General features: G+C 73.1%; 18 protein-coding genes. 4 read left to right on the top strand and 14 right to left on the bottom strand.

Annotated elements, in window-relative coordinates:
* Positions 1 to 12: 12 nt before the first annotated feature.
* The 6 genes from ACFWGZ_RS01610 to ACFWGZ_RS01585 all read right to left on the bottom strand — a co-directional run bounded on the left by ACFWGZ_RS01610 (position 13) and on the right by ACFWGZ_RS01585 (position 6,287).
* Complete coding sequence (locus tag ACFWGZ_RS01610) at positions 13 to 732, bottom strand: SDR family NAD(P)-dependent oxidoreductase (RefSeq protein ID WP_382449502.1); 720 nt, start codon at positions 730 to 732, stop codon at positions 13 to 15.
* Entirely contained in the window at positions 725 to 1,498 is a 774-nt protein-coding gene (locus ACFWGZ_RS01605) for a hypothetical protein (RefSeq protein ID WP_382449501.1), read from the bottom strand. The genes ACFWGZ_RS01610 and ACFWGZ_RS01605 overlap by 8 nt, the downstream gene beginning before the upstream one ends.
* On the bottom strand, positions 1,498 to 2,226 hold the full coding sequence (locus ACFWGZ_RS01600; RefSeq protein ID WP_382449500.1) for a DUF2848 family protein: 729 nt from the start codon (positions 2,224 to 2,226) through the stop codon (positions 1,498 to 1,500). The genes ACFWGZ_RS01605 and ACFWGZ_RS01600 overlap by 1 nt, the downstream gene beginning before the upstream one ends.
* Before the next feature lie 78 nt (positions 2,227 to 2,304).
* Positions 2,305 to 2,685 carry a carboxymuconolactone decarboxylase family protein gene (locus tag ACFWGZ_RS01595; protein WP_382449499.1) on the bottom strand — a complete coding sequence of 127 codons (381 nt, stop codon included), beginning with the start codon at positions 2,683 to 2,685 and terminating at the stop codon, positions 2,305 to 2,307.
* A gap of 2 nt (positions 2,686 to 2,687) precedes the next feature.
* Positions 2,688 to 4,676 (bottom strand): FAD-dependent oxidoreductase, encoded by a 1,989-nt coding sequence (locus tag ACFWGZ_RS01590; protein ID WP_382449498.1) that lies wholly within the window; start codon positions 4,674 to 4,676, stop codon positions 2,688 to 2,690.
* Between the two features lie 6 nt (positions 4,677 to 4,682).
* Positions 4,683 to 6,287: an ABC transporter substrate-binding protein gene (locus tag ACFWGZ_RS01585; protein ID WP_382449497.1), complete on the bottom strand. Its 1,605-nt coding sequence runs from the start codon at positions 6,285 to 6,287 to the stop codon at positions 4,683 to 4,685.
* Between the two features lie 232 nt (positions 6,288 to 6,519).
* On the opposite strand from ACFWGZ_RS01585, the gene ACFWGZ_RS01580 reads away from it, so the two are divergent.
* Genes ACFWGZ_RS01580 through ACFWGZ_RS01570 form a run of 3 tightly spaced genes read left to right on the top strand, consistent with a single transcriptional unit; the run spans position 6,520 to position 10,154 of the window.
* The gene (locus ACFWGZ_RS01580; RefSeq protein WP_382449496.1) at positions 6,520 to 8,487 is read left to right on the top strand and encodes an FAD-dependent oxidoreductase; all 1,968 of its coding nucleotides are present in this window, start codon (positions 6,520 to 6,522) and stop codon (positions 8,485 to 8,487) included.
* 21 nt (positions 8,488 to 8,508) lie between these two features.
* Entirely contained in the window at positions 8,509 to 9,261 is a 753-nt protein-coding gene (locus ACFWGZ_RS01575) for an IclR family transcriptional regulator (protein ID WP_382449495.1), read from the top strand.
* Positions 9,262 to 9,275: 14 nt separating this feature from the next.
* The gene (locus ACFWGZ_RS01570; protein WP_382449494.1) at positions 9,276 to 10,154 is read left to right on the top strand and encodes an HpcH/HpaI aldolase/citrate lyase family protein; all 879 of its coding nucleotides are present in this window, start codon (positions 9,276 to 9,278) and stop codon (positions 10,152 to 10,154) included.
* A 39-nt stretch (positions 10,155 to 10,193) separates the two neighbouring features.
* Here the strand turns inward: ACFWGZ_RS01570 and ACFWGZ_RS01565 are convergent, their stop codons facing one another.
* From ACFWGZ_RS01565 to ACFWGZ_RS01550, 4 genes are all read right to left on the bottom strand, one after another.
* Positions 10,194 to 11,324: a glycosyltransferase 87 family protein gene (locus tag ACFWGZ_RS01565; protein WP_382449493.1), complete on the bottom strand. Its 1,131-nt coding sequence runs from the start codon at positions 11,322 to 11,324 to the stop codon at positions 10,194 to 10,196.
* A 100-nt stretch (positions 11,325 to 11,424) separates the two neighbouring features.
* A complete protein-coding gene (locus tag ACFWGZ_RS01560; protein ID WP_382449492.1) occupies positions 11,425 to 12,084 on the bottom strand; it encodes a response regulator in 660 nt (219 codons plus the stop codon).
* Positions 12,081 to 13,232, bottom strand: coding sequence for a sensor histidine kinase (locus ACFWGZ_RS01555; RefSeq protein WP_382449491.1), 1,152 nt, complete (start codon positions 13,230 to 13,232; stop codon positions 12,081 to 12,083). Before ACFWGZ_RS01555 ends, ACFWGZ_RS01560 begins: the two co-directional genes overlap by 4 nt.
* 21 nt (positions 13,233 to 13,253) lie before the next feature.
* Positions 13,254 to 14,093: a YhjD/YihY/BrkB family envelope integrity protein gene (locus ACFWGZ_RS01550; RefSeq protein WP_382449490.1), complete on the bottom strand. Its 840-nt coding sequence runs from the start codon at positions 14,091 to 14,093 to the stop codon at positions 13,254 to 13,256.
* A gap of 22 nt (positions 14,094 to 14,115) precedes the next feature.
* Here ACFWGZ_RS01550 and ACFWGZ_RS01545 point away from each other — a divergent pair, with 22 nt between their 5' ends.
* Positions 14,116 to 14,838, top strand: coding sequence for a CDP-alcohol phosphatidyltransferase family protein (locus ACFWGZ_RS01545; RefSeq protein ID WP_382449489.1), 723 nt, complete (start codon positions 14,116 to 14,118; stop codon positions 14,836 to 14,838).
* Here the strand turns inward: ACFWGZ_RS01545 and ACFWGZ_RS01540 are convergent.
* Genes ACFWGZ_RS01540 through ACFWGZ_RS01525 form a run of 4 tightly spaced genes read right to left on the bottom strand, consistent with a single transcriptional unit; the run spans position 14,800 to position 19,730 of the window.
* Positions 14,800 to 16,272 carry a phytoene desaturase family protein gene (locus ACFWGZ_RS01540; protein WP_382449488.1) on the bottom strand — a complete coding sequence of 491 codons (1,473 nt, stop codon included), beginning with the start codon at positions 16,270 to 16,272 and terminating at the stop codon, positions 14,800 to 14,802. The genes ACFWGZ_RS01545 and ACFWGZ_RS01540 overlap by 39 nt on opposite strands.
* Position 16,273: 1 nt before the next feature.
* Entirely contained in the window at positions 16,274 to 17,392 is a 1,119-nt protein-coding gene (locus tag ACFWGZ_RS01535) for a glycosyltransferase (protein WP_382449487.1), read from the bottom strand.
* Positions 17,389 to 18,216, bottom strand: coding sequence for a carotenoid biosynthesis protein (locus ACFWGZ_RS01530; protein ID WP_382449486.1), 828 nt, complete (start codon positions 18,214 to 18,216; stop codon positions 17,389 to 17,391). The genes ACFWGZ_RS01535 and ACFWGZ_RS01530 overlap by 4 nt, the downstream gene beginning before the upstream one ends.
* A complete protein-coding gene (locus ACFWGZ_RS01525) occupies positions 18,213 to 19,730 on the bottom strand; it encodes an FAD-dependent oxidoreductase (RefSeq protein ID WP_382449485.1) in 1,518 nt (505 codons plus the stop codon). Before ACFWGZ_RS01525 ends, ACFWGZ_RS01530 begins: the two co-directional genes overlap by 4 nt.
* Positions 19,731 to 19,893 lie beyond the last annotated feature (163 nt).

Genomic DNA, 19,893 nt, shown 5'->3' with positions numbered 1-19,893 from the left:
CTCCTGGGCTGGTCACAGCACACTCACCCCTCCGTCGACGCACACGGTGTGTCCGGTGACCATGGCCGCGTCCGGCGAGGCGAGCCAGCGCACGGCGGCCGCGACCTCCTCGGGGCGCACGACCCGCCCGAGCGGGATCGACGCGAGCTTCGCGGCCATGTAGGTCTCGTTGTCGAGCACGTCCGCCGTCATCGCGCTCGGCACGATGGTCGGCGCCACGGCGTTCACGCGGATCCGCGCGGCCGCCCACTCCAGCGACAGGATCTTGGTGAGCTGGATGATCGCGGCCTTGGTGACGCCGTACATCGCCGAACCCGCGATGGCGACCAGTCCGCCGGTCGAGGCCATGTTGACGACGTTGCCACCGCGGGCCGACAGCACCGGGTGGATCGCCTGGCACATCCGGAACGTGCCGTTGAGGTTGATCTCGACGACGTCGCGCCAGACCTCCTCCGGCATGGTCTCGGTGGCGCCCCTGGCGTTGATGCCCGCGTTGTTCACCAGCAGGTCGACGGTCCCGGCGCGGGCCACGGCCTCCGCGACCGCGGCACGGCACGAGTCACCGGACCGCAGGTCCAGTTCGACGGCGTGCTTCGCGCTCGCCGGTGCCGCTCCCCCGAGGTCCGCCGCGACGACGACGTAGCCGTGCGCCGCGAGGTCGTCGCACACGGCGGTGCCGATGCCACCGCCCGCCCCGGTGACGAGCGCGACCGGATGTCCCGTCTCAGACATGGACCTCTCCGTTCCACTCGGCGCGGGACTTCTCCGGCAGCGGCAGGGTGTTCAGGCGGACGTCCGGGCTCAGCGGCTCGTCGAGGCCCGCGAGCCGCAGCAGCGCCCACAGCGTGACGAGGTTGCTGCTGATCGCCGGGCGCCCGGTCTCCTGCTCGATCGCGACGAGCGAGTCGAGCGTGCGCCAGTTGGTGCAGCTGATCGCGACCACGTCGGCGTCCGAGGTGTCGAGGGCGGCCGCGGCCTTGAAGCTCGCGGCCGGTTCCAGCCGGCCCTTGTCCAGGTTGGACAGGATCTCGAGGTCGTTGCGCGCCGTCACGGAGAAGCCGGCCTGGCCGAGGTAGGAGACCGCGCCGTCGGCGACCGGGCGGACGTAGGGCGTCGCGAGCGCGACCTTCTTCGCGGACAACGCCGTCAGCGCGGCGACGAGCGCGCTGCTCGTCGTCACGATCGGGATGCCGTGGGACCGGGTCAGCCCGTCGCAGGTCGCCTGGTCGGAGTCGCGGCCGCCGAGGAAGCTGCCCGACGTGCACGCGTACGCGATCGCGGTCACCCCGGCCGAGGCGAGCTCGGCGACGGCGCGGTCGAGGTGGTCGTGCATCGCCAGCAGGCTCGCGACCTTCTCCTGCTCCGAGGAGACCTCCGCGACGGCGACGCGGCTGGAGAACACCGCCACACCGGGCGGGAGGAACGCGGCGAACTCGGGTTCGACGGTGGTGTTCGTGGAGGGCACGACGATGCCCACGCGGGCTCTGCGGCCGTACATCAGCTGCCTCCGGGAACGAGCGGGACGCGGTACCCGTCGTTGATCTCGGCGAGCAGGTCGACGGTCTCGTAGACGACCTCGAGCGCCTCTGCGGTGCCCGGGTCGCGGAGGCTGCCGGTCCAGGCGCTGCCGTAGCGGATGGTGTTGTCGACGCTGGTGTAGGTGCCGCAGTAGACGAGGTACGACGACGGCAGCGACCCCACGCGTTCGGTCAGGATCTCGACGATCCGGTCGGGCGGGAGGAACACCGACGCGTTCACGCGCTGGTACAGCTCACCGTCCACGGTGCACTCGAGGACGAGGTGCTCCCACCTCGGGGCGATCTCGCTCCAGCGCCACACCCGCCTGCCGAGCACGCTCGGGCAGTACTGCTTGGCCCAGATGATGCTGTGCTTCTCCAGCACGCGGTCGGTGTGGTCGGACCCGACGCCCAGGAAGACCTCGCCCTCGTGGACGACGAGCACCAGCTCGACCTCGCCGGAGGTCGTCGCGCTGTGCACGCCGATCCGGTCGTCGGTGGTCACGGAGTTCACCGACATCGGGTAGATCCGGGGAGCGGGGATGTCGAACGCGATCCGCACCCCGACGTCGGCCACCTCCTGCTGGTGCGCGCGAGCGGCGTCCGGGTCGACCGTCGCGGACCCCAGGTTGTAGAGGCGTCGCGGGGTCGTGACGAGCGTCTGCGGTTCCCCGCCCGTCCCCAGGACGTCGAGCGTGAAGGTGGTCACCCGCTGTTCCTCGATTCGCAGTAGTGCCAAGGGAGAGTGCCGTCCCGCGCGCTGACGCGGGCGCGGGACGGCGGGACGTCAGCTCTCGTCGAAGACGCGGTGCAGCACCTGCGTGGCTTCCTCGATGGCGGGCATGCCGGCGGGCAGGCCGGCGAGCGAGATCGCCTCGAGCACCTCGCGCCGGCTGGCGCCGTTGGCGACGGCCCTGCGCGCGAAGTGGATGATGCCGTCCGGGTCGCCCTTGGTGGCCGTGGCGACGCCCACCAGCACCAGGTAGCGGGTCTTGAGCTCCAGCGCCCTGGGTTCGTCGGCGAAGAGCAGCTCGGACGCGAGGGCGTCGTAGCGGCTCAGGATCTCCGGGTCGACCTCGTCGAGCAGCTCGTGCACCGGCAGCACGTACCCGCGCTTGGCCCGCACCTGCGCGAGCGCCTCGGAGTCGGTGTTCTCGGTGGTGGTCATTCTCAGATTTCCCTTCCGGCGAGTTCGCCTTCCCAGATGGCGTTGAAGACCCGGCGCGGCGACACGCTGTCACCGATCGCGCGCACGGGCACCACGCCCTGCAACGCGTGGAACAGGGCGTCCTCCGCCTTGTTGCCGGTGCTGAGCACCACCGCGTCCACGTCCTCGTACGCCGTGGACTCACCGGTCCACACGTCCGCGAGCGTCACGGTGTCCTCGTCCACCGACACGAGCTCGTGGTCGGTGACGAACCTGACGCCCTTGTTCCGGATGCGCCGGTAGGTGGCCTGGAGGTCGCGGCTCGCCTCCAGGTCCGGCGCGACCTGCGGCAGCCGGGTCACGATGGTGACCTTGTGGCGCAGGTCCGCGAGGTGCTCGGCGACGACGACGGCCTGGCGCGCACCCGTGTCGTCGAAGACGAACACCGTCGGGCCCAGCTCGGCCTTGCCGGCCATCACCTCGTTGATCGAGTAGACGTTCCACTGGTCGGCGCCCGGCACGATCGTGCCGTCGCCCCACGAGGACGGCCGCAGCGAGCTCCAGCCGTGCTTGAGCGGGGTCGAACCGGTGGCGACGACGACCTCGTCGAACCCGGCCAGGTCGTCGGCCTCGGCCCGGTGCGAGAGCTTGACCTCGACCTGGGTCTCGCCGATCTGCGAGATCAGCCAGTCGGTGATGCCCTGCCACTCGGCGTAGGTCTCCGACCGCGCCATCAGCGCGACCTGGCCGCCCAGTTCGGAGCTCTGCTCGAACAGCGTGACCGAGTGGCCTCGTTGCGCGGCCGTCAGCGCGGCGCGCAGACCGGCGGGACCACCGCCGACCACGGCGACGCGCTTGCTGGCCGGCGCCTGCTTCAGCGTGCCGACGCCGAGCTCCGCCTCCCGTGCGACGGCGGGGTTGTGGATGCACGCCAGCGGCGAGTTGACGATCGAGGCGAGGCACCAGTTCGAGCCGACGCACGGCCGGATCGTCGTGGCCGCGTTGCGCATGGCCTTGTTCGGCCACTCCGGGTCCGCGATCAGCGTGCGGGTCATGCCGACCATGTCGGCGTCACCGCGTTCGAGCAGCGCCTCGGCGAGCTCCGGGGTGTTGATCCGGCCGACCGCGACCACCGGGATGTCCGGCAGCGCCGCCTTGATCCGGGCGGTGTCCTCCAGCTGGAACCCGGCGGGCTGCGGCGTGGCGCCGTAGATGTTCATGCGCTCGACGTACGTGCCGGCGGTGACCGACACGTAGTCGACGAGCCCGGTGTCCGTGATCGCCTTCGCGATCTCGGTCCAGTCCGCGTTGGTCAGTCCACCCGGGACGTCGCCGTCCGTGCCGTTGATGCGCACGCCCACGATGCGGTCCGGGCCGACCTCGTCGCGGGTCCTGCGGATGATGTCGAGGATCAGCCGCAGCCGGTTCTCGAAGCTGCCGCCGAACTCGTCGGTGCGGTGGTTGGTCGCCGGCGAGAGGAACTGGCCGAGCAGGTAGCCGTGCGCCAGGCCGTGCACCTCGACGCCGTCGAGGCCGCCCTCCGCCGCGTACCGCGCCGCGAGCACGTAGCCGTTGACCAGCTCGTCGATCTCGGCGTGGGTGAGGACGTGCGGCATCTCGCGGTAGACCGTGCAGGGCACCGAGGACGGCGCCCAGACCGGCAGGCGGTTGACCGTGCCGCTGGTCTCCCGGCCGCGGTGCCACGGCTGGGCGAGCAGCAGGCACCCGTGCTCGTGCACGGCCGCGGCGAGCTTGCGGTAGTTGTCGACGACCGCGCGGTCGAACGCGAAGATCTTGCCCTTGTACGGCTGCGTGGTGGGGTGGACCGCCATCGCCTCCATGGTGATGACCCCGACTCCACCGCGAGCGCGCTCCGCGTAGTAGTGCACGTGCGCGTCGCTGAAGTTGTGGTCCTTCACCAGCTGGGTGCTGTGGGCGGTCATCCAGACGCGGTTCTTGGCCGTCTTCGGGCCGATCCGCATCGGACTGAACAGGTTCGGGTAGTCACTCATTTTTCGTCAGCCCTGCTTGAGCGTGTAGGCGAACATCTCGCCGTTCGGTGCGTGCTGGTAGTTCGTCAGGCCCTTGCGCACGGCGTGCACGAAGTCGCGGTCGACGAGGTAGATGAAGCCGGGGTGGTTGGCCTGGATCTCGGCGGCCTTCTTGACGAGGGCGTCGCGCTCGGGACCGGGCTTGGTCGTGCCCACCTGGGCGGTGACGGTGTCGAGGTCGTTGTCGACGTAACCGAAGGTGTTGAGCTTGCTCTTCGACGAGTTGTAGAGGAAGAGCGAGTAGTACGGGTCGGCCACGGCGGGCGGCTCGAGGTAGAGCAGCGCCTGGAAGTTGCCGTCGTGGAAGACGGTGTTGATCTCGGTGGCGCTCGCCAGGGTCTGGATCTTGACCTCGATGCCGACCTGGCGCAGCTGGCTCTGCAGCAGGATCGCGATCTGCTCCGCCTCGGCGCCGGGACGCGCGGGGCTGATGTGCAGCGTGATCGACATCGAACTCGCGCCGGCCGCGGCGAGCAGCTGCTTGGCCTGGTCGACGTTGTACTCGTACTTCGCGGCGTTGGGCAGGTCGAGGCCGTAGGCGGCGCTCACCGTCGCGGCGGCGGGCTTGTTGAAGCCGCGGTAGACGGCGTCGACGATCGTCTTGCGGTCGATGGCCATCGAGATCGCCTTGCGGACCTCGTTCTTGCCGAGCACCGGGTCCTTGGCGTTGAGCACCAGCGGGATGCGGTCGGCCGAGACGCAGGTCTGCACGTCGATCGCGGGGTTGCCGCGCAGCTGCGCGTACTGCTCGTACTGCAGGCCGGTGGCGTAGGAGGCGTTGCCGGTGGACAGCAGCTGCGCGCGGCTGGCCGGGTCGGCGACACCGACGAACACGAGCTTCTCGACGTCGCCGCGGGTGCCGGAGTAGTTCGGGTTCTTGGTGAGCGTGAGGCGGTCACCGGAGACGAAGTCGCCGGCGGCGTGCGTCCAGGGACCGAACGTGGAGCTGTTGCGGGAGACGAAGGCCTTGCCCCACGGGTCCTGCGCGGTGACGTTCTTCTTGATCTCGGTGCTGTCGAGGATGCGGAACTGCGACCACGTCAGGATCGCGATGTCCATCGCGGACGGCTTGTCCATCTGGATCTCGAAGTTGCGGTCGTCCACGACCTTGATCGGGTCGGCCGCGTAGTCCGCGACGTCCTGCATCAGCGTGTTGGGCGTGCCGACCTTCAGCTGGATCAGCCGGTCGATCGTCCACTTGACGTCGTTCGCCGTCAGCACGTTGCCCGCGGCGCTCTTCGCCTCCTTGAGCTTGACCTTGACGACCTTGCCGTCGGCGCTGCGCTCGAAGGACTCGGCGAGCTCGCCCTGGATCTGGTCGACCTTCGCGAGGGCCTTGCACCCCTGCTCCGGCAGGCCCTCCGTGCCCCAGCGGAAGAGCGAGCTGCCGAGCTCGAAGCCGATGTTGCGCGACGGGTCGCCCTGGTAGTCGGCCGGGTCGAGGCTGGTGGGGAGACCCGTGAGTGCGTAGGTGAAGGTCGTGCCCGCCTTCGGCTTCTCCTGGGCGGCACCGCCCCCGCCACACGCGGACACCGCGAGCGCCGCGACGGCCACGAGGGCTGCCGGACGCACGACACCAGACCTGAAGGTGCCGCCTCCAGAGGTTGGGGCGAGTGATCTCCGAGTCATCAAACCTCACCTTGTTCCGATCAGCGGGAAAGGGCTACGCTCCTGTCCCACTCTCAAGAACCCGGTGACGCGCTGTCAAGACCTACATTGAAAACTAATTGAAACGGCAATGAGGGTCCACAGTCGCGATCAACATCATTTTCCTTGATCCAGAACAGTTTCGGGAGGCCGGTGGATGACAGGTCGTTCGAGTCTGCACGAGACAGTCCACTGCGGACGTCTTACGCTGCGTAACCGACTGGTCATGCCAGCGCACACGACCAACTTCGCGGTCGACGGCGCGTTCTCCGCCCGGCACCTGGCCTACCACCGGGCCAGGGCCGCCGGCGGGGTCGGCCTGATCATCACCGAGGGCATGCGGGTCCACCCGACGAGCCTCGGCCGCACGAACACCGTGTCCGCGTTCGACGACGCCGTGATCCCGTCCCTGACGGAGCTGGTGCGGGTCGTGCACGCGGAGGGCGCGAAGCTCGCCGCGCAGCTGCTGCACGTCGGCCGGCAGTCCGGCGGGCACAACATGCTGACGCCGGCCTGGGCCGCCTCGCCGATCCCGTGGTCGGGCACCGCCGCCGTGCCGCACGAGATGAGCGCGGACGAGATCGCCGAGCTCGTCGCCGCCTTCGGTGCCGCCGCCCGCCGGGTGGCCACCGCCGGGGTCGACGCCGTCGAGGTCCACCTCGGGCACGGGCACCTGCTGCAGCAGTTCCTGTCCCCCGCGACGAACCGGCGCACCGACGACTACGGCGGCAGCCTCGCCAACCGGCTGCGCCTGACCCACGAGGTGCTGGACTCCGTCACGGCGGCGTTGCCCGCCGGGATGCCGGTGATCCTGCGGATCAGCGGCGACGAGTTCATCGAGGGCGGGCTCGGCGTCGAGGAGATGCTCGAGGCCGTCGCCGTGGTGGTCGACCGGCACACGATCGACCTGCTGCACGTGAGCCACTCCGCGTACGTGGGCAGCGCCAGCATCGCCACGCAGATGGCCGACATGAGCTTCCCGCCGCTGCCGTTCCGCCACCTGCCGCGCGCGTTCAAGCAGGCGTTCCCGCAGCTCGGCGTGCTGGCCGTGGGACGCGTCGACAACCTGGCGAACGCGCAGGCCCTCGTCGACGACGGCGACGCCGACCTGGTCGCGCTCGCCCGGCCGCACATCGCGAACCCGAACCTCGCGCTGGCCGTGGCCGGGCCGTCGCGGGAGTGCATCGCGTGCAACCAGGGCTGCTCGGGCCGGCTCGAGCAGGGCCTGCCGATCAGCTGCGTGGTCAACCCCGAGGCCGGCATGGAACGGGAGTGGGACGCGCTGCGCACGGCCGCCCGGCGCGCGAAGCCCGGCCGGGTCCTCGTCGTCGGAGGTGGTCCCGCCGGGTTGGAGGCCGCGATCGCCGCCGCCTCGGCGGGACACCACACCTGCCTCGTCGAGGCGGAGGACGCGCTGGGCGGTGCCCTCCGGCTCGCCGCGGCGCTGCCGATGCGGGCGGAGTTCGGCCGGTTCATCGCCGAGGCGGAGGCCCTCGCACGTCACGCCGGAGTCGACGTCAGGCTCGGGGTCCGCGCCGGCGAGGACCTGCTCGCCGACGGCTGGGACCACGTCGTCCTCGCCACCGGCGCCGAGGAGGTGCCGGACACCCGGTTCGCCGCGCTGCCGCTGCACACGGCCGTCACCGACCCGTCGAGCACCGGCGGCCACGTCGTCCTGGTCGACGAGGACGGCACCACGACGGCGCTCGCCGTGGCCGACCTGCTGCTGACCCGCGGCTGCCGCGTCACGCTGCTGACCGACCGGCCCGCCCTGTCGTGGCGGGTGCCCGTCTACTCGCGGCCGGCGCTGCTGCACCGGTTGTCCGGCCGCGGTTTCAGCGCCGTGCTGATGCGCACACCGCTGCGCCTGGACGACGGCGTGCTGACTTACGCGGACCCCCTGTCCGGGGAGAACGGGGAACTGGAGAATGTCTCCGCTGTGATCACCATCGGCCCGAGGTCCGCCCGCACCCCACCACGCCACACCGGTGGGCGCGTGGTGGGCGACGCCTGCGCACCCCGGACGGCGCTCGAAGCCGCGTTCGAGGGCAGGCTCGCCGGACTCGGCGCCTCGGACACCCCCGACGTACGGGCCGCGGCGGCTGCGCTGCGCGGCCGTCTCTGACCAGGAACCGGAAGGACGACCATGCAGGCGGTCGAGCGGGTCTCAGCGGTGCTGCTGAGCTTCACCGAGTCAAACCGCGACCTCGGCGTCACCGAGATCGCGGAGGCGGTCAACCTTCCCAAGAGCGCGGTCCACCGCATCCTGGAAGCGCTGACGAAGTCGGGTCTCCTCGCGAAGGACCCCGAGCGGAGCAAGTACAGCCTCGGCCCCCGGCTGATGGAGCTGAGCCTCGCGTCGCTGGGCTCCATGGACATCCGGACGCTCTCGCAGCCGATCATGGAGGACGTCCGCGACGCAGTCGGCGAGACCGTGACGCTGAGCTTCGTCGTGGGCAAGGAGCGCATGTACGTCGCGCAGGTGGAGAGCAAGCAGGACGTGCGGATGACCGTCGAGGTCGGCCGCCGCGCGCCGCTCTACGCCGGCGCGTCGGGCCGGGCGATCCTGATGACGTTCTCCCCCGCCGACCTCGACACCTACCTGTCCGGTGTCGACCTCGAACCGCTGACCGAGCGCACCATCCGCGACCGGACGACGCTGCGCGCGATGCTGACCGTCGACCAGCGCCGCGGTTACTCGGTGAGCCGCGGTGAACGCGACTCCTACGCCGCCGCCGTCGCCGCGCCGATCGTCGCCAGGGGCAACCGCGCCATCGGCTGCTTCAGCATCTGCGGCCCGCACGAACGGCTCAAGGACGCGGTGGCCGAAACGCTGGGACCGGTGGTCACCGAGGCCGCCGCGAAGATGTCCGCCCTGCTCAGAGGCAGCAGCGGCTGAACGGGAGGGACGCCATGCCCCACGAGACCGAGACCGCGCTGCCGGGACGGAGCTACCTCTACGTCCCCGGCCACCGCGACACCCGCCACGAACGTGCGCTGCACAGCGGCGCCGACGACGTGATCGTCGACCTGGAGGACGCCGTCCCCGCCGAGGCGAAGCAGGAGGCGCGCACGGCCTGCGCCCGCCTGCTGTCCGGCCGCCGGCCGGGACCGGTCCGGGTGTGGGCGCGGGTGAACTCGCACCCGGCGCACCTGGCGGCCGACCTCGCCGCCGTCGTGTCCCCCGCCCTCGCGGGCGTCTGGGTGCCCAAGGCCGAACCCGCGCTGCTGGCCGAGGTCGACGAGCACCTCACCGCGCTGGAGACCGCCGCGGGACTCCCGGCCGGTGCCACCGCGGTGATCGCCCTCGTCGAGACCGCGACCGGCGTGCTGCGCGCGGAACAGCTCTGCCAGGCCCCGCGCGTGGTCCGGCTCGGCATCGGCGAGGCCGACCTCGCGGGCGAGCTGCGGCTGCGCCCCGACGACTCGGCGAACCAGCTGCACGGCATCCGCCTCACCGTGGTGCTGGCGAGCGCGGCCGCGGGCCTCGCCCCGCCGGTCGGCCCGGTGGAGATCTCGGTGCACGACGACGACCGGCTGCGCGCGACCACGAACGTGTTGCTGCGCCAGGGTTTCCGGGCACGGACCGCCCTGCACCCGCGGCAGGTGCGGGTGATCAACTCGGTCTTCACCCCCACCACCCGGGAGGTGGAGGAGGCGACCGCCCTGCTGGCCGTGCTGGACGAGGCGCAGCGCCGCGGGCAGGCCACCGCCGTCGACCCGTCCGGGCGCCTGGTGGACCCGGCCGTGGTGCGGGGGGCGCGGGAGGTGCTGGACCGCGCGCGGTCCTGAGTGGACAGTCGTGGCGGCCGGTCCGCGGACTGGCCGGTCTCACCGGGCCCTCCCGGCCCCGCGGCCGGCCGCGCGCCGCACCGGAACGCGGACGAGCCGGATGCCCAGCACCGCGAGGACGGCCAGCGCGGCGAGCACGTAGGCGTTGCCCGCCACCGACTCCAGCGGTGTCCACAGCCGCTCCTGCCCCTCGGTGCGCGGCACCAGCGCGAACACCCACCCGGTGCACAGGGCCACCAGCGCCGCGGCGTGGCCGAACCGCCGCCGGGCGAGCAGCACCGCGCACAGCGGCGCCACCCACACCCAGTGGTGCGTCCACGAGATCGGGCTGACGAGCACCCCGGCGAACGCCGTCGCCAGCACCGCTCCCACCGCGTCGCCCTCGCGGTGCAGAGAGCGGACCAGGGCCGCCGCCACGCCCAGGCACGCGAGCACGAGCACGCCCAGCAGCAGCGGCGACCCGTCCGCGACCCGTTCGACCAGGCCGCTCACCGACTGGTTGCCCCACCACCCGTTGCCGCCCGCCTTGTTCACCCCGAGCATCGTGGACGTCCAGTACCGCACCGCGTCGCCGGGCATCAGCACGAAGCCCGCGACGCCCAGACCGGCGAACACGGCCAGCGCCCGCACGGCGTCGCGCGGCCGGCCGGTGAGCAGCAGGTGCGCCACGAAGATCAGCGGGGTCAGCTTGACCGCCGCCGCGACGCCGATCAGCACCCCGCAGCACCGCGACCCGCGCAGCGCCAGCACGTCCGCGAGCACCAGCGCCATCAGCAGCACGTTGACCTGCCCCAGCCCGGCCGTCCGCCAGACCGGTTCCAGGCACAGCAGGACCGGCAGCACCCACCACGGCCCGCCGGCGAGCCGCAGGCACGTACCCAGCGCCAGCACCGTGCCGGCCGTGAGCAGGCCCCACCCCCACTGCAACGGCAGCACGGCGAGGGGCAGGAACACCACGGCCGCGATCGGCGGGTAGGTGAACGGCAGGGCGGGCGACCAGTCCGGCAGCGCGGTCAGCGGGGCGTAGAGCGACTGCCCGTGCAGCACCGCGAGCGCGCCCGCCCGGTACACGCCGCTGTCCACGCCCAGCGGCCGGTCCAAGACCCACCACACGACCGCCGCCGAGGACAGAACCGCAGCCAGGACGGGTGCGAGCGCTGATTTGACCACCCGCCCGACGCTAGGAGCGGCGGCCCGCGGGCACGTCCCGCCGCGGTGGTGTCCTGACGTGCCCCGCCGGTACCGGCCGGGCCGGGCCCGTACCCCGGTACTACTCGGCGGGCACCACCAGGCCGCACTCGTAGGCGAGCACCACGGCCTGGGCGCGGTCGCGCAGGCCGAGCTTCGTCAGCACCCGGCTCACGTGGCTCTTGGCGGTCTGCTCGGCGATGGTGAGCGCGCCCGCGATCTCCGCGTTGGACAGTCCGCGCGCGATCAGGCGCAGCACCTCCACCTCGCGCGGGGTGAGGTGCCGCAGCGCCGCGTCGCCGGGCTTCACCGGGGCGCGGTCGGCGTAGGCCGCGACGAGCCGCCGGGTGACCGACGGGGCGAACAGCGCGTGTCCCGCGGCGACCACGCGCACGGCGTTGATGAGGTCGGACAGCGGGGAGTCCTTGAGCATGAACCCGCTGGCGCCCGCGCGCAGCGCCCCGTAGACGTGCTCGTCCAGGTCGAACGTCGTCAGCACCAGCACCTTCGGCGGCGCGTCACCGGAGCCGACGATGCGCCGGGTCGCCTCCAGCCCGTCCATCACGGGCATCCGCACGTCCATCAGCACCACGTCCGGTGCGAGGTCGCGGGCCAGCGCCACCGCTTCGGGGCCGGTGCCCGCCTCTCCCGCGACGTCCACGTCGGGCTGGCTGTCCAGGGCCACGCGGAAGCTCTCCCTGATCATCGCCTGGTCGTCGACCACCAGCACCCGGATCGTCACCCGGTCTCCTCTCCGCGCAGGGGCAGTTCCGCGACCACCTCGAAGCCGCCGCCGGGGGTGCGTCCCGCGGTCAGCTCGCCGCCCAGCACGCGCACCCGTTCGGCCATGCCCGCCAGGCCGTGGCGGGGGCGGTGGGGGTCGTTGTCGAGCGCGGGCCGGGTGGCCGCGGCGTTGCGCACGTCGACCCACAGCACGTCGTCGCCCGCGGTGATCTCGACGGCGACCGCGCCACCGGGCGCGTGCCTGCCGCTGTTGCTCAGCGCCTCCTGGACGATCCGGTACGCCGACAGCCCCACGCCGGCGGGCACCGCGGTGGCGTCGCAGCGCAGGGTGATCTCCGCGCCGGCCTCGCGGAACCGGGTCACCAGTCCCTCCACATCGGACAGACCGGGCGGTGGCGCGGTCCCGTCGCCGTCGCCGTCGCGCAGCACCACGAGCATCCGCCGCATCTCGGTGAGCCCGTCGCGGGCCAGCCGCTGCAGCACGTCCACCTCGGCCAGCACCTCCGGCGCGAGACCCGGCAGCCGGTACTGCACGGCGTCGGCGCGCAGCACCAGCGCGGACATGTGGTGGCTGACGACGTCGTGCAGCTCCCGCGCGATGCGGGTGCGCTCCTCCAGCGCCACCAGGCGGGTCTGCTCGGTGTGCCGCAGGTCGTCCGCCTCCCGGCGCCACCGGATCGCGTAGCCCAGCACGACGGCACCGGTCGCGAGCGCGCCGGGCAGGCCCGCGTCGCCCCAGTCGTCGAGGCGCGGCCAGGTCGCCACGAACGTGACCGCGAGGACCACCACCACGACGACGGCGTTCTGCCGCAACGCGACCCGGTACAGCAGGAAGCCGACCGCGACCGTGAGGCCGATGGTCCACGGCCAGCCCCACTCGAGCTCCGGGCCGGTGCGCTCGCCGTAGCCCCAGGGAAGGAACAGCACCAGCAGCACGGACAGCAGCCACGCCACCAGGAGGTTGCGCGCCGCCAGGAGCACCGGCAGCACCGTCGCCACGCCGCACGCGAGGTTCACGCCGTGCAGGCCGTCCTCGCGGTGCAGGGCGGTCGGGACGATGGCGAGGAGGAAGCACACGACCGCCATCAGGTGCGTCGCCGTGATCCGGCGCGCCACCGCCGACCTGGTGCCGCGCAGCCGTTCCACCCGCTCACGGTAGCGGGTCGGTCAGCGGCGCAGCACGTCGTGGGTGCTCAGCGTGATCCGGTAGCCGAACAGCAGCAGGCCGTGCAGCAGGAACAGCCACAGCCCGATCGCCGCGACCGCGCCGGGAACGGCCAGGCCGCCGTACGGGATCGCCCAGTCCACCGGGATCGCGAGGAACACCACGAACCCGTGCAGGAAGCCGGTGAGCGTGCCGCCGAGCAGCAGCGCGGCCCCCAGGACGGTCCGCCACGGCAGGGCGACCGGCCCGACGAGGGCGAACACCAGGCCCACGGTGACGCAGACCGGGACCAGGTCGAGGTGGAACGACAGCGCGACCCCCAGCACGGCCGACCAGCCGCCGGCGTCGTAGAGGCGGGCGACGTCCGGCGCGAACGCCAGCGGCAGCGCGACCAGCAGCGGCGCGAGCAGGAGCACCGGGAGGAACGTGATCCGGCCCGCCCAGCCGGTCCACTTGGTCGCGTGCTCCCCGGCCGCCTGCACGAGCCCGCGGCGCAGCCCCTCGCCGTAGAGGGTCGCGGGGAACAGCGACGCCGCGAGCAACGGCCAGGACGTGGTCGTGGTCGCCTCCGCGAGCTGGACCAGCGCGGCGGTCGGGTCGTGCGCCTGCGGCAGCGCGCCGCCCACCGTCCGCGCGCCGTCCACCACGAGGTGCTCGCCGAACAGCAGCGCCACCCCGCGCAGGGCGAGCAGCAGCAGCGGCACCAGGCCGAGCGCGGAGAAGAACGTGAGTCCCGCGGCCCACAGCAGGAGGTCCCGGCCGCGCAGCGCGCTCGACGTGGCCGCTGCCACCGCGCGGAGAACATGCATGATCGGGAAGTACCCGAACCTGCGGGCGCTCATCCCTGCACCTACGGTGGTGTGCATGACCGGTGACGAGGCGAACCCAGTCGCCGGGTGGTCCCGGCTGCACGGGGAGGACGTGTCCGCCAGCAACCTGGTCGTCGGCTGGCTGCGGTTCGTGCACGCGCTGGCGCGGCCGTTCGACCGCGTGCACCCCGACGTGCTGTCGGCGGCCGGCGTGGTGGTCGCGGCGAGCGCGGTCGCCGCCGCCGGCGGGGGCGGGCGGTGGGCGTTGCTCGCGCTGCTGCTGGTGATCGCGACCGGTGTCCTCGACGGACTGGACGGCGCGGTCGCGCTGCGCACCGGCAGGGTGCGGCCGTTGGGCGCGGTGGTCGACGCGGTCGCGGACCGGCTGTCCGACCTGTCGCTGGTGCTCGTCCTGCTGGTGCTCGGCGCCGAGGCGTGGTGGTGCGCGGCCATCGGCGGTTCGGTGCTGCTGCACGAGTACGCGCGGGCGAAGGCGCAGGCCGTCGGCATGGCGTCGGCCGGGGCGATCACCGCGGCGGAGCGCCCGACGAGGGTGATCGTCGTCGCGATCGCCTGTGCGGGAACGGGTCTGGCGCCGGGTGGCACCCCGGTCACCGGGTGGAGCTGGGCCGCGGTGTCTGCCCTGGTGTGGGCGGGCTGTGCCGCCGTCGGGTTCGGCCAGCTCGTCACCGGCATCCGGCGCGAGCTGACCGACCGGCCGTGGACGGGCCCGTTCGCGTCAGGCCGGTCCGACGAGCCGGGCCACGATCCGCGCTGACATCGCCACGAGCGGCAGCCCGCCGCCGGGGTGCGCCGAGCCGCCGACGAGGAACAGGCCGGGCACCGGGGCGCGGTTCGCGGGCCGCAGCAGCGCCGCCCGCGGCCCGTTCGACGACGAGCCGTAGATCGACCCGCCGACCGCGCCCGTCTCGCGCGCCCAGTCGGCCGGCGTGCGGATCTCCCGCCACCGCAACCGGTCCCGGACGTCGACGCCGCGCTCGGCCATGATCCGCAGGACGCGGTCGGCGTAGGAGTCGGCGAGGCCGGGTTCCGTCCAGTCGACGTCCCCCTGCCGTGGAGCGTTGACCAGCACGAACCACGCCTCGTCGCCCTCGGGTGCGATAGCGGGGTCGTCCGGTGCGCAGATGTAGACCGCCGGGTCCGGCACCGGCCGCGGGTGGCGGCCGAAGAGGGAGTCGAACTCGTCGTCGTAGTCGGCGGGGAACAGCACGCGGTGGTGGGCCGGGTCCGGCGTCCTGCCCCGCAACGCCAGCAGGAGCACGAACCCCGACAACGACGGCTGGGTCTTGCGCAGCATCCGCCGTGGACGGTGGGCGCGCTTGTCGGTGAGCAGGCCGTCGTAGAGGTGCTCGGCGTCCACATCGGACACGACGACCTCGGCGGCGTGCCGTTCCCCGTCCCGCAGGCGCACTCCGGTGACTCCGCCGCCGGCGGACTCGACGGCGGTGACCGGGGCGTCGAACCGGAAGCGGACACCGAGGTCGAGGCAGCGGCCGTACAGCGCGTCGCCCAGACGGCGCAGCCCGCCGCGCACGTACCAGCCGCCGAAGCGCTGTTCGATGAACGGGACCACCGTCATCAACGCGGGCGTGCGCCGGGGGTCGGAGCCGCTGTAGGTGGCGTAGCGGTCGAGGAGCATGCGCAGCCGCGGGTCGGTGAACCGCCGCTCCCCCACCCCGCGCAGCGTGCGCCACGGCGCGATCGCCATCAGGTCGCGGACGCTCGCCGAGCGGCGCAGCAGGTCGCGCACGCCGCCCAGCGGGTTCTGCAGCACCGGTTCGCCGACCAGGCCCCACAACCGTTCCGCGTCGGTCAGCACCGCGCGCCACTGCAGCGCGGCCTCGAGCCCGAACGCGTCGGTCAGCGCCGCCTCCAAGTGCTCCTCGGCGTGCGGCAGGTCCACCTCGGAGCCGTCCGGGAAGCGGTAGCGGCAGGTCGGTTCCACCGCGACGATCTCGACGAGGTCGTCGAGCGGCGCCCCGGTGGCCGCGAACAGCTCGCGGTAGACGTGCGGGAGCGTCAGCAGCGACGGCCCGGTGTCGAAGGTGAAGCCGTCGCGCTGGAACGTGCCGAGCTTGCCGCCGTGGCTCGCCGCCTGTTCGAAGACCGTGACGTCGTGCCCGGCCCTCGCGAGCCGCGCGGCCGCCGCCAAGCCGCCCATGCCGGCGCCGATCACCGCTACCCGTGCCATCTCAGCTGCTCTCCCCCAACGACCGGCCCTTCCAGTGCAGGCGCCCGGCCCGCCGCGCGCGCCACGAGCGTCCGACGAGCGACACCAGCACGCCCACCGACACCGGGTGGGCGAACGCATCCGGCCACACCCGGCCCCCGGTGTGCCGTGCGGTCACGACCCTGGTGAGCACGCCCGCCGCGTAGCCGAGGGCACCGGCGCGCGAGCCCGCGAGCGCGGCGACCGGCGGCAGGACGTACAGCCAGGCCAGCACGAGCGACAGCGCCACCGCGCCCGCCGGGCTCCCGGTGGCCGACCACAGCGACTTCTCGTAGCCGTCGCGGACCTCCGCCCAGTCCTCGTACATCCGGCAGTCCGCGACCGTGCTACCGTCGACGACCACACCGCGTCCGCCGCTGCGCTTCACGGCCCGCAGCAACGCGATGTCGTCGAGCACCGCCGTGGCGATGCCGCGGAACCCGCCGCTGCGGTCGTACGCCGCCGCGTCCACCACCAGGAACTGCCCGTTCGCCGCGGCCAGCGACGGCCGGGGTGAGCGTTCGGCGAGGCGCAGCGGCAGGAACACGAGCCACGACCACTGCAGCAGCGGCTGGACCAGGCGCGCTCCGGTGCCGTCGGCGAGCTGGCGCGGGAACGGCGACACGAGGTCGAGGTCGTTGTCCCGCAACACCTCGACGGCGGCGGCGATCGCGTGGGGTGCCAGCACGACGTCGGCGTCCACGAAGACCAGCACGCGGCCCCCGGCCAGGTCGGCCAGCTGGGCGCACGCGTGGGGTTTGCCCGGCACCCCGTCCCGCGGTTGTTTCCCCTCCACGACGCGCACGCGCGGGTCGTCGCCCGCGACCCGGCGCACCTCGCCGGCGGTGCCGTCGGTCGAGCCGTCGTCCAGGACGATGATCTCCAGGTCCGCCACACCCCGTTGCGCCAGCAGGGAGGCGACGGTCGGCGCGATCCGGTGCGCCTCGTCCCGCGCGGGCACGAGGACCGACACCGGTTCCCGGCACTCGGCCGGATCGGCCGCCGGGACCCTCATCAGCCGGGCGTTCACCAGCGCGTGTGCCGCGGCCAGCGCGGACCCGGCGGCGGCGCCGCGCACCGCCGCGCGCAGCAGCCGCCTCACCGATGAGCCCGCCACAGCGCGACGGCGAACGGCAGCGCGACCAGTCCCATCAGCACCCCGGCGACCAGGGACACCAGGGGGCGGCCGAAGAACGCCGCGTGCGCCCAGACCGACGAGCCGTAGGTCCACAGGTAGAGCACCGGCGCCGGGCCGGAGCGCAGGTCGAGCTCGCGGGTGACGCGCGGACCGCCGACCGTGCGCTGCAGCGCGGCCATCATGAGCACGGCGACCAGCAGCCAGCCCGCGTAGTTGGTCAGCGGGATCCCGTCGACGCCGGGCAGCGCGGGTTCGGGGTGGGCCCACTCCCAGTGGCCCGCGTCCACCATCTGCGGGTCGAGGAACACGTCCCACGACGCCAGCGCCCACGCGCCGATCCCGACGACCAGCCACAGTGGACGGTCGGGGCGCGCCCACGCGGCGAGCGACCGGCCGACGAGCAACGCGGGCCAGCACATCATCACCCAGGCCATCGCGACGACGACCGGCACCCCGGCGACCTCCAGGCCCAGCGACCCGGTGTAGCGGTACTCGCCGAACGGGAACCCGGTGTGCACGCCGATCGTCTCGGCCAGCAGCCCGCCGCCCCCGGCGACCGCCACCAGCAGCACCGCCGCCCGCGGCCCGAAACGGGCCAGGGCATCGCACACGGACGCCACCGCGAACGCGGCCACCGAGGCGACCGTCGTGAAGATCCGGTCCTCGGGCGCGGTCATCGAGTACACGATCTGCGCCAGCACGACGAGCGCGCCGCAGACCCACGCCACGGCCGGCAGCGCCCTGCGCAGGGCGGGGCGCTCGACGCGGTGCTCCACGCCGACGCTCATGCCGACCGCCGCCGGCGAGCGGCCGCGCGCAGCAGCGGCACGCGGCCTTCGACGGGCACCGTCCAGAGGTCGGTCCCCGTGACACCCCATCGGCCGAGCAGCTGGTTGGCCGCGGCGAAACCGGTCGTGGCGGCGCGTTCCATCAGCGCCACCGGCAGGTCGATGCGCACCAGGTCGCCCGCCAGCACGAGGAAGTCGTCCGGCGTGGTGACCCGCGGCCGGTCCTCGTAGCCGCCGGCGGGGAACATCGGGCAGTCGGCGCGCCACTCGTGCCGTTCGTCGACGACGGTGGCGCCCCTGGTCTCGGGGTAGACCTCGCTCAGCTGGTCCCAGAGCCGCCGCTTCGCCTCCACTTCGTCCACATCGGACGGAATGGCGTACCCGTGCAGCTCCACCACGGAACCGCCGGTGCGCGCGGCCCACGCCCTGGCCTCGTGCTCGTAGTTGTCGAGGACGCTGACGTTGTCGAGCAGGTCGTAGCCGCTCGTGCCGATGAACCCGGGCCGGTCGACCGGCCGGTCGAGCCAGTACCGCGACACGAGGAACGGCGGCGCGGTCCGCAGCCCGGCCACCCGCGCCCGCCAGCTCTCGTCACCGAGCCGCGGCGAGGACCCCACGACCGCGCGCAGCCCGTTCACGTCGGCGGCGAGGACCACGGCGTCGGCCTCGAGCACGCCGTCGCCGGTGGTCACGGTGAACCGCCGCGTGCCGCCCGGCTCGATCGACTGCACGTCCACGCCGGTGCGCACGTCGGCGCCCAGCTCGGTGAGGCGCCGGCCCAGCGGGTCCCACAGGCCGTGCGGGAACGGGTCGGCCGCGACGTCGAAGAGCAGCCCCTCGTTCGACCCGAGGAAGTAGATGTGGAACATGACCGCGAGCTCGGCGGCCGACATGTCGCCGGGGTGCGCGAAGAAGCTGCGCGAGAACACCTCGAACGCGAGGGCGTGCGCGGCCTCGGGGAACCGGACCCGTTGCAGGTACTCGGCCGCGTCGATGCCGTCGAGCTCGTCGTAGACGCCGGGCACCGACACGTCGAGCAGCTTCAGCGCCGCCTCGGGGTTCATCTCGGGCAGGTCGCGCCAGCGGAAGGTGGGGCTGCGCCGCAGGAACGCCAGCACGTTCCACGGCGCCGTCGTCGGCATGCCGGCGAACGAGTCGCGGTCACCGCGCGCGTGCCACAGCGGGTAGTCCGGCATCGCGGTCAGCGCCCGGCCGTCCGGGTCGACGCGCCGCAGCAGCGAGCGCAGGTTGTAGTACTGCCGGAAGAACGCGTGGAACCCGCGGGTCATCGTGACGTCGCTGCCGTCGGCGAGCCGCGTGCTCCACCCGCCGACCCGCCCGCCGAGGTAGGACTCGCGCTCGTACAGCACGACCCGCGCGCCCCGCTCCGCGAGCAGCGTGGCCGCCGCCAGACCGGCGATGCCGCCGCCCACCACCGCGACGACCGGCACGTCGCCGTCCAGCCGCGGTCGTCCGGTGGGCGCGGGGATCCGCACCGCCTTTCGGTCCTTCATCGGTGCTCCCGTTCGGCCTTCGGACGTGCGGTGCGCAGAGCGCGCTCCGCCGGGCGACGGGCCGCGTGCGCGGCTGTCGCGATCGGTGCGTCCTGGTTCTGGTGCCTGGTCGTGGTGCCCGGCTGGTGGAACTGGCCACCGCCATGCGCCCGCTGGGCGAGGC

The organism is Lentzea sp. NPDC060358, assembly GCF_042725365.1.
Taxonomy (GTDB): domain Bacteria; phylum Actinomycetota; class Actinomycetes; order Mycobacteriales; family Pseudonocardiaceae; genus Lentzea.
Note: the sequence above shows the minus strand (reverse complement) of the source record. Positions and strands in the feature narration are given on the sequence as shown.

What these genes read in the sequence shown, in the direction of transcription:
- ACFWGZ_RS01610 (WP_382449502.1), bottom strand. Translation starts at nt 732, where the DNA reads ATGTCTGAGACGGGACATCCGGTCGCGCTCGTCACCGGGGCGGGCGGT.
- ACFWGZ_RS01605 (WP_382449501.1), bottom strand. Translation starts at nt 1,498, where the DNA reads ATGTACGGCCGCAGAGCCCGCGTGGGCATCGTCGTGCCCTCCACGAAC.
- ACFWGZ_RS01595 (WP_382449499.1), bottom strand. Translation starts at nt 2,685, where the DNA reads ATGACCACCACCGAGAACACCGACTCCGAGGCGCTCGCGCAGGTGCGG.
- ACFWGZ_RS01590 (WP_382449498.1), bottom strand. Translation starts at nt 4,676, where the DNA reads ATGAGTGACTACCCGAACCTGTTCAGTCCGATGCGGATCGGCCCGAAG.
- ACFWGZ_RS01580 (WP_382449496.1), top strand. Translation starts at nt 6,520, where the DNA reads ATGACAGGTCGTTCGAGTCTGCACGAGACAGTCCACTGCGGACGTCTT.
- ACFWGZ_RS01575 (WP_382449495.1), top strand. Translation starts at nt 8,509, where the DNA reads ATGCAGGCGGTCGAGCGGGTCTCAGCGGTGCTGCTGAGCTTCACCGAG.
- ACFWGZ_RS01570 (WP_382449494.1), top strand. Translation starts at nt 9,276, where the DNA reads ATGCCCCACGAGACCGAGACCGCGCTGCCGGGACGGAGCTACCTCTAC.
- ACFWGZ_RS01550 (WP_382449490.1), bottom strand. Translation starts at nt 14,093, where the DNA reads ATGAGCGCCCGCAGGTTCGGGTACTTCCCGATCATGCATGTTCTCCGC.
- ACFWGZ_RS01545 (WP_382449489.1), top strand. Translation starts at nt 14,116, where the DNA reads ATGACCGGTGACGAGGCGAACCCAGTCGCCGGGTGGTCCCGGCTGCAC.
- ACFWGZ_RS01540 (WP_382449488.1), bottom strand. Translation starts at nt 16,272, where the DNA reads ATGGCACGGGTAGCGGTGATCGGCGCCGGCATGGGCGGCTTGGCGGCG.
- ACFWGZ_RS01530 (WP_382449486.1), bottom strand. Translation starts at nt 18,216, where the DNA reads ATGAGCGTCGGCGTGGAGCACCGCGTCGAGCGCCCCGCCCTGCGCAGG.
- ACFWGZ_RS01525 (WP_382449485.1), bottom strand. Translation starts at nt 19,730, where the DNA reads ATGAAGGACCGAAAGGCGGTGCGGATCCCCGCGCCCACCGGACGACCG.